Origin of the sequence: Synechococcus sp. CB0101 (assembly GCF_000179235.2) — a bacterium.
In the GTDB taxonomy this organism is placed as follows: domain Bacteria; phylum Cyanobacteriota; class Cyanobacteriia; order PCC-6307; family Cyanobiaceae; genus Vulcanococcus.
Genome location: NZ_CP039373.1, coordinates 1,457,532 through 1,471,010 on the forward strand (window position 1 = coordinate 1,457,532; position 13,479 = coordinate 1,471,010).

The 13,479-nt window shown below is 67.0% G+C and carries 16 protein-coding genes; 10 read left to right on the top strand and 6 right to left on the bottom strand.

Annotated features, from left to right (window positions below; genetic code table 11):
• Positions 1–52 precede the first annotated feature (52 nt).
• On the bottom strand, positions 53–706 hold the full coding sequence (locus CB0101_RS07870) for an urease accessory UreF family protein (RefSeq protein ID WP_010305890.1): 654 nt from the start codon (positions 704–706) through the stop codon (positions 53–55).
• A gap of 23 nt (positions 707–729) precedes the next feature.
• Positions 730–1,233: an urease accessory protein UreE gene (gene ureE, locus CB0101_RS07875; RefSeq protein WP_010305896.1), complete on the bottom strand. Its 504-nt coding sequence runs from the start codon at positions 1,231–1,233 to the stop codon at positions 730–732.
• Positions 1,234–1,325: 92 nt separating this feature from the next.
• Between ureE and CB0101_RS07880 the strand changes: the two genes are divergently transcribed.
• The 4 genes from CB0101_RS07880 (at position 1,326) to ureC (ending at position 4,671) form a co-directional block, all read left to right on the top strand.
• The gene (locus tag CB0101_RS07880; RefSeq protein WP_010305901.1) at positions 1,326–2,237 is read left to right on the top strand and encodes an urease accessory protein UreD; all 912 of its coding nucleotides are present in this window, start codon (positions 1,326–1,328) and stop codon (positions 2,235–2,237) included.
• Between the two features lie 72 nt (positions 2,238–2,309).
• A complete protein-coding gene (locus tag CB0101_RS07885) occupies positions 2,310–2,612 on the top strand; it encodes an urease subunit gamma (protein WP_010305904.1) in 303 nt (100 codons plus the stop codon).
• 22 nt (positions 2,613–2,634) lie between these two features.
• Positions 2,635–2,952, top strand: coding sequence for an urease subunit beta (locus CB0101_RS07890; protein ID WP_010305911.1), 318 nt, complete (start codon positions 2,635–2,637; stop codon positions 2,950–2,952).
• Between the two features lie 6 nt (positions 2,953–2,958).
• The gene (ureC, locus tag CB0101_RS07895; RefSeq protein WP_010305917.1) at positions 2,959–4,671 is read left to right on the top strand and encodes an urease subunit alpha; all 1,713 of its coding nucleotides are present in this window, start codon (positions 2,959–2,961) and stop codon (positions 4,669–4,671) included.
• Here the strand turns inward: ureC and CB0101_RS07900 are convergent.
• Positions 4,656–5,033: a PilZ domain-containing protein gene (locus tag CB0101_RS07900; protein WP_168187964.1), complete on the bottom strand. Its 378-nt coding sequence runs from the start codon at positions 5,031–5,033 to the stop codon at positions 4,656–4,658. The two genes, ureC and CB0101_RS07900, sit on opposite strands and share 16 nt — an antisense overlap.
• A 133-nt stretch (positions 5,034–5,166) precedes the next feature.
• Here CB0101_RS07900 and CB0101_RS07905 point away from each other — a divergent pair, with 133 nt between their 5' ends.
• The 5 genes from CB0101_RS07905 to CB0101_RS07925 all read left to right on the top strand — a co-directional run bounded on the left by CB0101_RS07905 (position 5,167) and on the right by CB0101_RS07925 (position 10,939).
• On the top strand, positions 5,167–6,606 hold the full coding sequence (locus CB0101_RS07905; protein ID WP_010305923.1) for a circularly permuted type 2 ATP-grasp protein: 1,440 nt from the start codon (positions 5,167–5,169) through the stop codon (positions 6,604–6,606).
• Complete coding sequence (locus CB0101_RS07910; protein ID WP_010305926.1) at positions 6,600–7,640, top strand: alpha-E domain-containing protein; 1,041 nt, start codon at positions 6,600–6,602, stop codon at positions 7,638–7,640. The genes CB0101_RS07905 and CB0101_RS07910 overlap by 7 nt, the downstream gene beginning before the upstream one ends.
• Positions 7,625–8,494, top strand: coding sequence for a transglutaminase family protein (locus tag CB0101_RS07915; RefSeq protein ID WP_010305931.1), 870 nt, complete (start codon positions 7,625–7,627; stop codon positions 8,492–8,494). Before CB0101_RS07910 ends, CB0101_RS07915 begins: the two co-directional genes overlap by 16 nt.
• A 58-nt stretch (positions 8,495–8,552) precedes the next feature.
• Complete coding sequence (locus CB0101_RS07920) at positions 8,553–10,598, top strand: transglutaminase family protein (RefSeq protein WP_246833724.1); 2,046 nt, start codon at positions 8,553–8,555, stop codon at positions 10,596–10,598.
• A gap of 137 nt (positions 10,599–10,735) precedes the next feature.
• On the top strand, positions 10,736–10,939 hold the full coding sequence (locus tag CB0101_RS07925) for a hypothetical protein (RefSeq protein ID WP_010305938.1): 204 nt from the start codon (positions 10,736–10,738) through the stop codon (positions 10,937–10,939).
• 9 nt (positions 10,940–10,948) lie between these two features.
• Here the strand turns inward: CB0101_RS07925 and CB0101_RS07930 are convergent, their stop codons facing one another.
• A complete protein-coding gene (locus CB0101_RS07930; RefSeq protein ID WP_010305940.1) occupies positions 10,949–11,425 on the bottom strand; it encodes a hypothetical protein in 477 nt (158 codons plus the stop codon).
• Between the two features lie 237 nt (positions 11,426–11,662).
• On the opposite strand from CB0101_RS07930, the gene CB0101_RS07935 reads away from it, so the two are divergent.
• Positions 11,663–12,040 carry a hypothetical protein gene (locus tag CB0101_RS07935; protein ID WP_010305944.1) on the top strand — a complete coding sequence of 126 codons (378 nt, stop codon included), beginning with the start codon at positions 11,663–11,665 and terminating at the stop codon, positions 12,038–12,040.
• Here CB0101_RS07935 and cobA read toward each other — a convergent pair.
• Together cobA and CB0101_RS07945 are read right to left on the bottom strand one after the other, a co-directional pair.
• Positions 12,027–12,821: a uroporphyrinogen-III C-methyltransferase gene (gene cobA, locus CB0101_RS07940; protein WP_010305949.1), complete on the bottom strand. Its 795-nt coding sequence runs from the start codon at positions 12,819–12,821 to the stop codon at positions 12,027–12,029. The two genes, CB0101_RS07935 and cobA, sit on opposite strands and share 14 nt — an antisense overlap.
• Positions 12,818–13,477 (bottom strand): CbiX/SirB N-terminal domain-containing protein, encoded by a 660-nt coding sequence (locus CB0101_RS07945; protein WP_071778104.1) that lies wholly within the window; start codon positions 13,475–13,477, stop codon positions 12,818–12,820. Before CB0101_RS07945 ends, cobA begins: the two co-directional genes overlap by 4 nt.
• Positions 13,478–13,479 lie beyond the last annotated feature (2 nt).

Sequence of the window (13,479 nt, forward strand, 5' to 3'; positions counted from 1 at the left end):
CGCACTGTGGCGCTGGCATCGAGGCGGGGCAACAGCGCCAACTCAGTTCCGATCAGCTGCGGAACAGGCGGGAATAGAGCTCGGCATGCTGCAGCTGGGCCAAGCCTGCGCCGATGCCGCCATTCCACAGCTCCCGTGGATCCGAGCAGCGCAAGGCCTCGGCTCGCTCGGCGATGCAGCCGGCAAGAGCCAGCTGCAAACGCTGGCCCTGGGTTGGTCCGAGCGGCACCAGGCGCACGGCTGCACTGATCTGATTGGCCACCCATCCATAGAGATAGGCCTCCTCCAATTCGGGAGAGGCGATCTCCAGGCACAGAGCGGCCCAGGCGAATGCCGCCGGCCAGGCCATCCCCGCCGCCGCGGCCGGCAGCGGCAAGCCCAGATCCGCCAGCAACTGCAGCAGCGACTGCCCCATCTGGCGCTGCTGGGCCCGGAGCTCAGGCGCTTCCCGTTGCGCCAACAGCCAACCATCGAGCGCCACCACTGCAGGCAAGCCGCCATCGCCTTGGCGCCATGCGCGCAGCTCGGCCTGAAGCTCCCCCAGGGCCGCCGCTTCCACGGCCACGGCCCCCCGCTGCAGTTCAGCCCGCAGCCACGCCTCGAGCGCCTCCGCCCCAGCCAGCTGGCCCCGCTGCACCAGCACCTCCATCCCTTCGGAGTAGCTGAAAGCGCCTACGGGCAGGGCCGGGCTCACCAGCTGGAACAACCTCAGCCGGGCGGCAGCAGTGCTCACGGATGACTGTGGCCGTGATGGTGATGGCCCAGGCCTTCGTAGGCACCGGCCTCCGGTTGGAACGGCAGCTGAGCGAACTCCACCGCCAACCCCCGCTGGCGCAGCAGATCGGCCAACACGCTGTCTTGCAGGAGCACCAAGCGATCGGCATGCAGCTCCATCGCCACATGGCGATTGCCGAGGTGATAAGCCGCCTGGAGCAACGCGAGGGGATCGGCGCTGCGCACCTGCATCACCGGCTCAGCCGCCGCAGCCACCTGCACCTGAATCTGCCCATCCGCACTGGCCAGGCGCTCGCCGGGACGCAGGGCCGCACCGCGAGGCAATTGCAACAACAGATCGGATCCACAGGCTGAGCGGCGATGCCCCCGCAGGCTGGTGCGCTCATCCGCGGCCAGGGGGAGCTGCAACACAAGCTCGGCAGCCGGCCAGGGCGCCTGATCCGGCAAGCGCTCCACCAACAGGATGGCGGCTTCGTGCGGCATCGCGGCAGTGGGCATCGCGGAACGGGCTGCACCCTGGCGGTCGCCGGAGTGCCACTATGTGATCATCGCTACCAAAGCGGCGCGGCAACGGCCGGGAGCATGCGCCCATGAACGGCACCCTCTCCGCCTCAACCACCGGCTGGCAAGCCACCGCCAGGCTGCAGTTCCTGGAGCGCCATGGGCGCACCCAGTTTCAAGGGGGGGCCACCGCTCCGCTCAAGCTGATGCGCAGTACAGCGCAGAGCAGCGGCCATTGCGAGCTGCCCCTGCTGCACACCGCCGGGGGCCTGGTGGGCGGCGATCAGCTGCAGCTGCAGCTGGATCTCGAAGCGGGCAGCCGGGCGCTGCTCACCAGTGTGGCGGCGCAGAAGGTGTACGGCAGCGTGCGCCGCTCCCGGCTCCACCCCCAGGGCGTCTGGGCTGAGCAGAAGCTGGCGGTGCGACAGGCGGCGAACAGCGATCTGGAGTGGCTGCCCCAGGAGCTGGTGCTGTACGCCGACGCCCTCTATCAACAGCATCTGCAGGTGGACCTGGCCCCGGGCGCCAGTTTTCTGGCGATGGAGGTGGTGCGGCTGGGACGCACCGCCGCGGATGAAACGTTGGGAGAGGGCTGCTGGCGCTCCAGCACCAGCATTCGCCGCCAAGCCACACCCAGCCAGCCCGAGCGCTGGGAACTCGTGGATCGGCTGCAGCTCCATGGCGAAGCGCTGCACGGGCCACACGGCATGGACGGGCAACCGGTCTTCGGCTCCCTGGTGTGGGCCGCGCCAGCCCCCCTGGACGCCGCACCCTTACTGGAACAAGTACGCGCAGCCCGCACCGGGCTGGAGGGAACGATGGCCTGCGGCGCGCTGGAGCAAGGGTTGGTGGCGCGCTACCGCGGACCATCCAGCCAGGCGGCCCGCTTCTGGTTCTGCCGGATCTGGGCGCTGATCCGCGCCCAACGCGGACTGGCCCCACCGGAACTGCCACGGGTTTGGCCGTTTCAGGAGCAGCCACTCCACCAGTGTTCAGCCTGAACACAGAGCCCGCTGGGCAGCGATCAGAGTGCTGGTCTTGACTGGACTGAGCGTTCAGGCCCGCCCTTCGCCATGCATTTATCCCCTCAGGAGAAGGACAAGCTCCTGATCGTGACCGCGGCCCTGCTGGCGGAACGGCGCCTCAACCGCGGCCTCAAGCTCAACCACCCCGAGGCGGTGGCCTGGCTCAGTTTTCAAGTGCTGGAAGGAGCCCGCGATGGCAAAAGCGTGGCCGAGCTGATGCAGGAAGGCACCACCTGGCTCAGCCGCGACCAAGTGATGGAGGGCATTGCTGAGCTGGTGCATGAGGTGCAGATCGAAGCGGTGTTTCCCGATGGCACCAAGCTCGTGACCCTCCACGACCCGATTCGCTGACCACCCACGCCGCATCCTTCCCATGGCACCACTGATCCCCGGCGAACTGATCCCCGAACCCGGCGAGCTCGAACTCAACGCCGGCCGGCCCGTCACCACCTTGCTGGTGGCCAATACCGGTGATCGCCCGGTGCAGGTGGGATCGCATTTCCACTTCTTTGAAGTGAATGCCGCACTGGAGTTCAACCGTGAAGCCGCCCGGGGCCTACGGCTCGATATCCCCGCCGGCACAGCCGTGCGCTTTGAGCCCGGCGACAGCCGCGAGGTGCAGCTGGTTCCCTTCGCCGGCCAACGGCGCATTTTCGGATTCAACGGCCTGGTGAACGGCCCCCTCGACTGACCTCCCATGCCCTATCGCATCTCCCGCCGCGCCTACGCCGAGACCTACGGCCCCACCACGGGCGATCGCCTACGGCTCGCCGATACCGAGCTGATCCTGGAGGTGGAGAAGGACTTCACTGTCTATGGCGATGAAGTGAAGTTCGGCGGAGGCAAGGTGATCCGCGATGGGATGGGTCAGGCCCAGACCACCCGCGCCGACGGGGCGGTGGACACGGTGATCACCAACGCCCTGATCCTCGATTGGTGGGGGATCGTAAAGGCCGACATCGGCCTGCGCGACGGCCGCATCGTGGCGATCGGCAAGGCGGGCAACCCCGAAACCCAAGCCGGTGTGGACATCGTGGTGGGCCCAGGCACCGAGGCGATCGCCGGCGAGGGCCACATCCTCACCGCCGGTGCCATCGACACCCACATCCACTTCATCTGCCCCCAGCAGGTGGAAACGGCCCTAGCCAGCGGGGTGACCACGATGCTCGGCGGCGGCACCGGCCCAGCCACCGGCTCCAACGCCACCACCTGCACCCCAGGCGCCTTCCACATGGCGCGGATGCTGCAGGCCGCCGAAGGGCTGCCGATGAACCTCGGCTTCTTCGGCAAGGGCAATGCCAGCACCCCTGAAGCGCTCGAAGAGCAAATCCGCGCCGGTGCTATCACCCTCAAGCTCCACGAAGACTGGGGCACCACACCTGCGGCGATCGACTGCTGCCTGTCGGTGGCGGATCGCTTCGACATCCAGGTGGCGATCCACTCCGACACCCTCAACGAGGCCGGGTTCGTCGAAGACACGATCCGCGCCATCGGCGGCCGCACGATCCACACCTTCCACACCGAAGGGGCCGGCGGCGGCCATGCACCCGACATCATCCGGATCTGCGGGGAAGCCAACGTGCTGCCCAGCTCCACCAACCCCACGCGCCCCTACACCCGCAACACGCTCGAGGAACACCTCGACATGCTGATGGTGTGCCACCACCTCGATCCGCGGATCCCGGAAGACGTGGCCTTCGCTGAATCGCGGATCCGCCGCGAAACGATCGCCGCCGAAGACATCCTTCACGACATCGGCGCCTTCTCGCTCATCGCCAGCGATTCGCAGGCCATGGGCCGGGTGGGTGAGGTGATCACGCGCACCTTCCAGACTGCCCACAAGATGAAGGTGCAGCGCGGCGTCCTACCGGGCGACTCAGAGCGCAACGACAACACCCGCCTCAAGCGCTACATCGCCAAGGTGACGATCAACCCCGCGATCGTGCACGGCATCGATCACCAGGTGGGCTCGGTGGAAGTGGGCAAGCTGGCGGATCTGGTGCTGTGGAAGCCCGGGTTCTTCGGGGTGAAGCCCGAGATGGTGATCAAGGGCGGCTCGATCGTGTGGGCGCAGATGGGTGATGCCAACGCCTCGATCCCCACCCCGGGCCCGGTGCACGGCCGGCCGATGTTCGCCGCCTTCGGCAAGGCGCTGGCCCCCAGCTGCCTCACCTTCGTGAGCCAGGCCGCCCTCGACGACGACGTGCCCCGCCGCCTCGGCCTGGAGCGGCTTTGCGTGCCGGTGCAGAACACCCGCGGCGGCATCAACAAGGCCTCGATGAAAAACAACACCGCCCTGCCCAAGGTGGAGGTGGACCCGCAGACCTACGAGGTGTTCGCCGACGGCGAACTGCTCACCTGCGAGCCGGCCGACGTGCTGCCGATGGCCCAGCGCTATTTCCTGCTCTGAACCAGGGGGGGGACCCGGGGCAGGGGCTGATCCAACTGCACGCCGATCAGCTGCAACAGCCCCAGCTCGCCAGCTGGGCAGCTCCAACGCAGCACAGCCGGTAGCCGCACCGCACCAAACCCCGGATGCTGACTCACATCGAGCAGCAGCGGCTCGCCGACAAGTGTCGTCTCCAGGCAGGGCACCAGCAGCGCCATGCCGCCGTGGCTGATGTCGAGGATGTCGGCTGTCATCCAGGCGCCGGGGGGCTGGCCGTTGGGCAGGAAGCGCAATTGCACCGGCAGCACACTGCCGACCGCCATGCGGGGTTCATGGCGGCGATTGAGCGGCTGGCCCACCTGATCCCAGAGGGGCTGATCCAAGGGCTGCTCAGGGTGCGCCATGAGCCAAAACCTAGGCAGGCACACGCAGCAGCGCCAACCCGGCCGTTCCGTAGCAACTGCCACCTGAAGGGGCCAGACAGCTCTGCATGATCACGCCACCGCAGGCTCGGCGATGTTCACCGACTACCGGCCCAGCAAGGGCTACGACGAATATTTCAGCGCCAGCGAAGAACCCCGCAGTGCGCTGCAGCCGCTGCTTTCCTCCCTGGGCGCACTGGGGCTGGAGCAGCTCAACCGCAACCACGCCGCGGCCGGCATGCTGCTGAAGCGGCTGGGGGCCACCTTCCGTCTCAACGATTCCGGCAACCGCGGCGGCGAGCGCATCCTTCCCTTTGATCCACTGCCCCGCCTGATTGGCTCCAGCGATTGGGACCTGCTGCAGCGCGGCCTGATCCAACGCCTCGAAGCGATCGATCTGTTTCTGGCGGATGTGTATGGCGATCAGGCCATCCTTCGCGATGGTGTGATCCCTCGTGAAGATGTGGAGACCTCCCAGGGCTGGCGGCCGCAACTCCGCGGGTTCCGGCCACCGCTGGGCAAGTGGTGTCAGATCTCCGGCCTCGATCTGATCCGCGATGGACTAGGCACCTGGCGCGTGCTGGAAGACAACCTGCGCTGCCCCTCGGGCGTGGCCTACTTCCTCGAGAACCGGCGCGTGATGAAGCGCATGTTCCCGAGCCTGTTCAGCGGCCGCACCGTGCAGCCGATCGACAGCTATCCATCCCAGCTGCTGCAGACCCTGCGGGATCTGGCCCCCTGGACCGAAGCGCCGCGGGTGGTGCTGCTCACACCGGGGGTGTTCAACAGCGCTTACTTCGAGCACAGCTACCTGGCCCAGCAAATGGGCATCTCCCTGGTGGAGGGGCGCGATCTGGCCTGCCAGGACGGGCGGGTGTGGATGCGCACCACCCAGGGCCTCGAGCCGGTGGATGTGATCTACCGCCGCATCGACGATGACTTCCTCGATCCGGCGGTGTTCCGCTCCGATTCGATGCTCGGGGTGCGGGGCTTGATGGAGGTGTATGCCCAGGGCCGCGTCGCCATCGCCAACGCGCCTGGCACCGGCGTCGCCGACGACAAGCTCATCTACGCCTACGTGCCTGAGATGATCCGCTACTACCTCGGCGAGGAGCCGATCATCGAAAACGTGCCCACCTATCTGTGTTCACGGCCCGATGATCAGGCCTATGTGCTGGCGCACCTGAAGGAGCTGGTGGTGAAGGCGGTGTCGGAAGCCGGGGGCTACGGGATGTTGATCGGTCCCCATGCCAGCGAAGCGGAGATTCTCGATTTCGCCGACAAGATCCGCGCCAACCCGCGCAATTTCATCGCCCAGCCCACCCTCGAGCTCTCCACCGTGCCATCCCTCAGCGATGGCGAGCTCTATCCCTGCCACGTGGATCTGCGGCCCTATGTGCTGCGCGGTAAAGACGCCTGGGTCACCCCTGGTGGCCTCACCCGTGTGGCCCTGAAGCGGGGTTCGCTGGTGGTGAATTCGTCGCAGGGCGGCGGCTGCAAGGACACCTGGATCGTGGAGGAAGCCCCATGCTGAGCCGCGTTGCCGACTCGCTCTACTGGATCAACCGGTATGTGGAGCGCGCCGAAAACCTCTCACGCTTCGTGGAGGTGAGCGAAGCCATGGCGCTCGACTGCCCCCCGGGCAGCGCCGAGCCCTGGCAGCCCCTGATCGATGCCAGCGGCGACCGCGATCTGTTTGATCAGCTGTATCCCAGCGGCGGCGGCCCCGATCAGGTGGTGGAGTTTCTGGTGAAGGCTGAGGACAACCCCAGCAGCATCGTGAACTGCATTGCCCTGGCTCGGGAGAACGCCCGCCAGATCCGCGATGTGATCACCACCGAGATGTGGGAGCAGATCAACGATCTGTATTGGACCCTGCTCGAGAGCGACAGCTTCTGGCATCAACCACCCCAGGAGCAGCTGCGCGAAATCCGCCGCGGCTGCCAGCTCTTCTACGGGATCACCGACGCCACCTTGAGCCGTGATCTGTCCTGGCAATTCAGTCGCCTGGGCCGGCTGATCGAACGCGCTGATAAGACCACGCGCATCCTCGATGTGAAGTACTTCCTGCTGCTGCCCAGCCCGGAAGAGGTGGGCGGCGTGCTGGATGAACTGCAGTGGATTTCCCTGTTGCGCTCAGCCGGGGCTTACCAGATGTTCCGCCAGTCGCAGCAGGGAGTGATCACACCACGGGCGGTGGCGGCCTTCCTGCTGCTCGACCGCAACTTCCCGCGCTCGGTGCGCTACTGCCTGGAGCGGATCGATGAAACCCTCCAGGTGGTGGCGGCCGGCGCCGCCGCGGGCAAGCCAGATCCCCTCGAGTGCCTGAGCGGACTCACCCGCGCCCGCTGGAGCTACACCGGCATCGACGAACTCGTGACCGGCGGACTGCATGAATCCATCGACGCTCTCCAGCAGGATCTCAATAACCTGCATGAGCTGATCCACGCTCGCTACTTCGTGTTGCCGAGCCTGGCCACCGCCGATGAAGCCGCCGCCATTCCACCGGCGCAGGCCTCCGTTTCTGTCTCCGCCACCAGTCACGACCTGGCATGCGCGCCCGCCTGATCCACCGGTTCGACTACCGCTACACCAAACCGGTGTTGCTGGGGCCGCATCGCTTCTGCCTGCGCCCACGGCCCCACGGGTTTCAGCGGCTGATCGACTACCGCCTGGAGATCTCCCCCGATCCAAGCCAGCTCTATGAGCTGATGGCCGCCGGTGGTGACACCATCACCCGTGCCCGCTTTCTCGGTGAAGCCGATCACCTCACCGTGATCGCCACCAGTGAGGTGGAAACCTTCAGCCCGCCCTTGCTGGAGGCCTGCCTGGATGAACAGATGGCCCAGCTGCCGGTGCAAATCGGCCGGCTCAACCCCGACCTGCTCAGCAACCTGCAGGGCTGGCTCCCCAACGGCCAGCACGACGGCGCCGCCGTGGACGTGGCCCAAGAAGCACTGATGGGGAGCGATGGTCGCAGCCTCAACTTCCTGCAGCAACTGATCGAGGTGATCCAGGACCGGGTGAAATACACCCAGCGGCACGTGGGCCCCGCCTGGCCCGCCGGCCGCACCCTGAAGGAACGGGTGGGCTCCTGCCGCGACCTGGCGATGCTGATGATCGAGTGTTGCCGCAGCGTGGGGCTGCCGGCCCGCTTCGTGAGCGGCTACCACCTGGTGGAGCCCAAGCCCGAGCGCTACGACCTGCACGCCTGGGCGGAGGTCTATCTGCAGGGTGCCGGTTGGCGGGGTTTTGACCCCAGCGGCAAGGGGGCATGCGATGACCGCTACATCCCGGTGGCCACCTCCTCGCGTTCCGATCTCACCGCAGCGGTGAGCGGCACCTTCTCCGGCCCGCCTGGGGTGGAGAGCGACCTGGAGTGGGACATCAGCGCTGAGATCCTCAGTTCCGCACTGCGGTAGCCGTTGGTGCTGCTGGATCAGCGCGGCCGCGCGATGACAGGGCCAGCCACCGCTGGCCGTGAACGCCGTCAACCACGTCCCCGAGTCGAACGCCGCCACCGCAAGCGCCGTTGAAGCGCGGCTCCAGCAAGCCGGTATCCAGCTCACGATGGGCGGCGAGCCCACGCTGGTGCCGATCGAGCCCCAGGGGGCTGAGTGGAGCGTGGCCGCCGATGGCCCCACCAAGCTCCGCTATGCACGCCAGTTAGCCGCTGAATTGCAGCGCCGCGCCTGGCCTGGCAGCACCCTGCTCTATTGCCCCGGCAAGCAGTACGACGGCGAAGTGAACCCGCGCTGGGCGCTGCGGCTGATCACTGGCCAGAACGGCGAACCGCTGGTGCCGATCACCCCCTCAGGCGACTACATCCCCAGCCCCGCCGAGCTGCACAGCCTGATCGAGTCCGTGGGCCGCGATCTGAGCTGCACCCTGCAGGCGCTGCCCCTGCGGGATCCGCTCCAACACGACCGGCAGGTCTGGGCAATTCCGCTCAGCTGCACGGAGGGGCAGTGGCGTTCGGTGGACTGGCCGCTGCAGGAAGAGCTGCGCGAGCTGAGCGGAGCGCCTGGCCCCGCCGGCCTGCGCCTGCCGCTCCAACACTTCCCCAGCGGCGAACTGCGCCAGGTGCTCACCCTCGAGCGTGATCCCCATGGCTGGGCCTTGTTTCTGCCGCCCCTGGAGCGAGAGCCCCTGGAGGTGTTGCTGCAACGGCTCGCTGCCCACAGCCCCGGCTGGAAGGAGCCGGAGCTGAGCGGGGTGCTGCCCTGGGATGCCTACGCCCACTGGCAGGTGCTGGGCCTCACCGCCGATCCCGGGGTGCTCGAGGTGAATCTGCCGGTGTGCCACACCTGGCATGACTACGCCGGCTGGATCCAGCTTCTGGACGAGGCCGGCGCGGCAGTGGGCTTACGCAGCTGGAAGCAACAGGGTTCACGCACGGAAGGCACCGGCGGCGGAAATCACCTGCTGCTGGGCGGCCCCAGCCTGGAGGCACACCCGTTCTTCCATCGCCCAGCCTGGCTGGTGGGGCTGCTGCGCTACTGGCAGCACCACCCCTGCCTGGCATATCTGTTCAGCGGCCGCAGCGTGGGCCCCGCCTCCCAGGCACCGCGGCCCGATGAGGGCAGCGCCAGCCGGCTGGATCTGGAGCTGGCCCACCGGGCCCTCGAGCAACTGCCACCGGGTGACCAACGCGTGGCCATCGGCGAAACCCTGCGCCACCTGCATGCCGACCGCAGCGGCAACACCCATCGCAGCGAGATCAGCCTCGACAAGTTCTGGAACCCCGCCTGGACCGCCGGCTGCCAAGGACTCCTGGAATTCCGCGCTCTGGAATCCCTGCCGGATCACCGCTGGACCAACGCCGTGGCCCTGTTGTTTCGGGCGCTGGCGGTGCGGCAGCTCAACCCCGAGCACCGGCCCAAGGGGCTGCGCACCTGGGGCGACGACTTGCATGATCGAGCGATGCTGCCCAGCGCCCTCTGGGCGGATCTGGAGCAGGTACTGGCCGACCTGGCCGCCTATGGGCTGCCGCTGGATCCAGAACCATTGCGAGCCATCTGGCAGTGGCGCTTCCCAGCCTTGCTGCAGTGGCAAGCCGGAGAGGCGGAGCTCTGCATCCGCCAGGCGCTCGAACCGTGGCCGCTGCTGTGCGACACACCGGTGGAGGGCGGCAGCACCAGCCGCTTTGTGGACAGCTCCCTGCGGCGCTTCGAGCTGATCGCGAACCCCAGCTTCCGCCGCAGCTACACGCTGGCCATCCAAGGGCGCCCCCTGGTCTGGCCCCGCGACCCAGAGCAACCCATCGCGGTGCGCTTCCGCCAGGAGGCCCTGTTCCCCTGCCTGCACCCGTGCCTGCCGGTGGATGTGCCCCTGCAGCTGGATGTGCTCGCGGCAGACAGCGGCGAACCGGTGGCGCACTGGCGACTGCGGGATGAGTCCAGCGGTTTTGAGCTCCTCACCGAAGGCACCGCTATGGCCAAAACGCCCGCACCACTAGCTCACGGCAGCGCTACGCCCCTCCGCGGCGCCGGGGAGCACTGCAGCACAGTGGATCTACGCCTCTGAAGCCACTGAAATCGAAAGGGAATCCGGTGCTGTTTTCAGCTTTTTTTCCCAAGCCTCAAGATTGATTGCGTGGGCAAAAACACACATGCCAGGCCAGCTGCTGCAGACGTAGAAACAGATCAGTACGGAGCAGATCCATGGGCGGGCCACTGCACCTTGTCGGTCTCACAGGCGATGGCTGCCGCATTGCCCGCGATGGGGCTGGCGGCTATGTGGTGAACCACGCTGAAGTGGATGGCGCCTGGCAGCGGGTCGCCAACCTGCCCGCTGCCTACGCCGTGTGTGAGCGCTTTAACCAGCGCGATGTTGTGCCCCTGCCCCGCCGCCGCGAGCAGGCCTGAGGCGGAGCCTTACCAGCTCACACCGTGCAGCTTGGGCAGCGGAGCGGTCTTGAAGGTGGTGGCAAACAGCCGTGGAATCACGCGGCTGTTGTACACCCGAAATTCGCGCACCACGCTGGCGCCTTCCTCGCGCACAGCCTGGTTGAGCACCACTGAGCCATCGGGATCCGACACAGAACGGTGGAAGGTGCCGGGCGGGATGCGCAGGATGTCGCCACCCGTCTCCAGGCGAACAATGTGGTACGGGTAATTCCAGCCGAAGTTCACCAGATAGAAGGTGCGACCTCCATGCAGGGCTAGGAGGTTGTCCTCTTGGTGGGGGTGCAGATAGAACTGCCAGGCTCCTGTTTTCTCCTCATCGGGGGGGCTAACGGCCGGCCCGGAGTGAATCACCAGATCGCGGGCGTTGGATTCGGCAACGGTGATGTCGAAGAAACGCACCGCGGGGGTATCGCGGAACTTTTCATAAGGAATGAGCTCAAACATCGGCGCTCGTTCCGATGCAATGGGCTCATGGGATCGGCTTTCGCGTTCAAGCGAGTCTTGCTGGAGGGGGAGCGAAACCATGGCGAAGGGAGAGGCGGCGGCCCAGGGGATTGGTCAATGAACCGCACTCGCAAGCGCTTCATGGTTCGCAGCACTACGTAATCAACCTTTCCACAGACCAGTGATTCAGGTGGTTTTGCAATCAGTAGCGTTGGTTACACCTCTGGCCGAGCTCCGATGACGGCACCCCCGAGCAGCTGCACCCATCAAGGCTGGCGATCCGGCGTGACCAGCGCAGCCTTCACGGCCCGCAAGCAACAGGCCTTGGCCCTCCTGCTCACGCGTCAGTTGATGGATGCGCAGTTTGTGCGCGCCGACGCGGCAGGCAGCAATCGCCTTTGGCAAGAGGTGGCCGACCTCGACCTCAATCCCGATCGCATCCTGCACCTGCTCTACTGCGGTCTCGACGGCAGCGATCGCCAGGCCCTAGCCGACCAGGACGACGCCTGGATCCAAGCTCAGCCATCAGCCCAACCGACGCGGGGCTGGGGCTTACGCCATCTCCACCTCGGGCGTGGGCTGCGGCGCCCTCAGGCTTCCCTCAACCCTGTTTGAGCGGGATCGGCATCTCCACAGCAGCGGGCTCAGGCGCACAACTCTCCACCCGCTGATTCACCACCTCACCGATCACCACGATCGAGGGGGAAGCGAGCTCTGCCTCAGACACAGCAGCCGCCAACCCGGCCAGATCGGCAATCACCGAGCGCTGACCGCGCACCGTGCCCTGCTGCACCGCCGCAGCCGGGGTGGTGGGCGCGAGGCCTCCCGCGATCAACTCCTCGCAGATGTGGGGCAGGTTGTGCAGGCCCATGTAGATCACCAAGCCATCGCTGCTGCGCGCCAACGCGCGCCAATCCACACTCGGGCGCGCTTTATCGATTTCCTCGTGGCCGGTCACGAAGGTGACGGAGCTGCCGGCACGGCGATGGGTCACAGGAATCCCCACATAGGCGGGGGCGGCGATGCCGGCGGTCACCCCGGGCACCACCTCCACCGCCACCCCATGGCGCTCCAGGTGGGCCGCTTCTTCTCCACCCCGACCAAACAAAAAGGGATCGCCGCCCTTGAGCCGCACCACGCAGCGATGCCGGCCGGCCAGCTCCACCAACACCGCGTTGGTGCTGGGCTGAGGCACGGAATGGTGGCCGCGCCGCTTGCCCACAAAGTGCTGCTCGGCCGTGGCCGGCACCAGCGCCAATACCTCCCGCGGCACGAGCGAGTCGTACACGAGGGCATCGCAGCTGCTCAGCAGCCGATGGGCCTTGATCGTGAGCAGATCGGGATCGCCAGGACCGGCGCCCACCAGATACACCTTGCCGATGCTGGACTCCGTCATGGCAGGTTGCGCAGCAGGGTGAACACCAGGTCTCGGGTGGCAGGGCGCTCGAGCAAGGCCGGAGCTTCGAAGCCCGCATCCTCTAGCTGAGCGGTGATCCGGTTGGGGGCCAACGCGAGGGGGAACGGGCCGCCACCAGCTCCGTCCACCGTCCACTCACTGATCAATGGGCGCTCCACACGCTGCGACAGAGCGCTCAGATAGCGATCAGCCACGCCGGGGCGCAAGGGGTGGTGCAGCACCGAACCAGAGCCAGCCGTAGCCACCAGGTGGTGGAGGTGCTCCAGCCACGCAGGCCAAGCCCCCAGAAACGGCAACAGCACCACCTCATGGCCCGCCGTGCGCAGCCGGGCCCGCAGGGCCGGAAGATCAAAGCGGGCATGGCTGCCGGGCGTGAGCAGCAACGGCACCACCAACAGCCGCTCTCCAGGCGGCAGCGCCACCGGATCAGCGGTGAGCGGCTGCACCCACACCGGCGCAGGCCGCTGCTCAGCCAAGGCGCCCAACGCCTGCTCGAGCACGGCAGGAACCACACCACCGCTGTGGCCATGCACCACCACCAACAGCGACCAGGGGCCACGGCGCCGCAGGTTCCGTAGCAACGGCCACCACTCCCTGGAGCCGTGGACTGGTGAAGTCGGCACATCGCCTGTCATGC

Excerpts from the sequence above, each read along its gene's own strand:
- ureE (WP_010305896.1), bottom strand. The coding sequence starts at position 1,233 with ATGCCCACTGCCGCGATGCCGCACGAAGCCGCCATCCTGTTGGTGGAG.
- CB0101_RS07880 (WP_010305901.1), top strand. The coding sequence starts at position 1,326 with ATGAACGGCACCCTCTCCGCCTCAACCACCGGCTGGCAAGCCACCGCC.
- CB0101_RS07885 (WP_010305904.1), top strand. The coding sequence starts at position 2,310 with ATGCATTTATCCCCTCAGGAGAAGGACAAGCTCCTGATCGTGACCGCG.
- CB0101_RS07890 (WP_010305911.1), top strand. The coding sequence starts at position 2,635 with ATGGCACCACTGATCCCCGGCGAACTGATCCCCGAACCCGGCGAGCTC.
- ureC (WP_010305917.1), top strand. The coding sequence starts at position 2,959 with ATGCCCTATCGCATCTCCCGCCGCGCCTACGCCGAGACCTACGGCCCC.
- CB0101_RS07905 (WP_010305923.1), top strand. The coding sequence starts at position 5,167 with ATGTTCACCGACTACCGGCCCAGCAAGGGCTACGACGAATATTTCAGC.
- CB0101_RS07910 (WP_010305926.1), top strand. The coding sequence starts at position 6,600 with ATGCTGAGCCGCGTTGCCGACTCGCTCTACTGGATCAACCGGTATGTG.
- CB0101_RS07915 (WP_010305931.1), top strand. The coding sequence starts at position 7,625 with ATGCGCGCCCGCCTGATCCACCGGTTCGACTACCGCTACACCAAACCG.
- CB0101_RS07925 (WP_010305938.1), top strand. The coding sequence starts at position 10,736 with ATGGGCGGGCCACTGCACCTTGTCGGTCTCACAGGCGATGGCTGCCGC.
- CB0101_RS07930 (WP_010305940.1), bottom strand. The coding sequence starts at position 11,425 with ATGTTTGAGCTCATTCCTTATGAAAAGTTCCGCGATACCCCCGCGGTG.
- CB0101_RS07935 (WP_010305944.1), top strand. The coding sequence starts at position 11,663 with ATGACGGCACCCCCGAGCAGCTGCACCCATCAAGGCTGGCGATCCGGC.
- cobA (WP_010305949.1), bottom strand. The coding sequence starts at position 12,821 with ATGACGGAGTCCAGCATCGGCAAGGTGTATCTGGTGGGCGCCGGTCCT.
- CB0101_RS07945 (WP_071778104.1), bottom strand. The coding sequence starts at position 13,477 with ATGACAGGCGATGTGCCGACTTCACCAGTCCACGGCTCCAGGGAGTGG.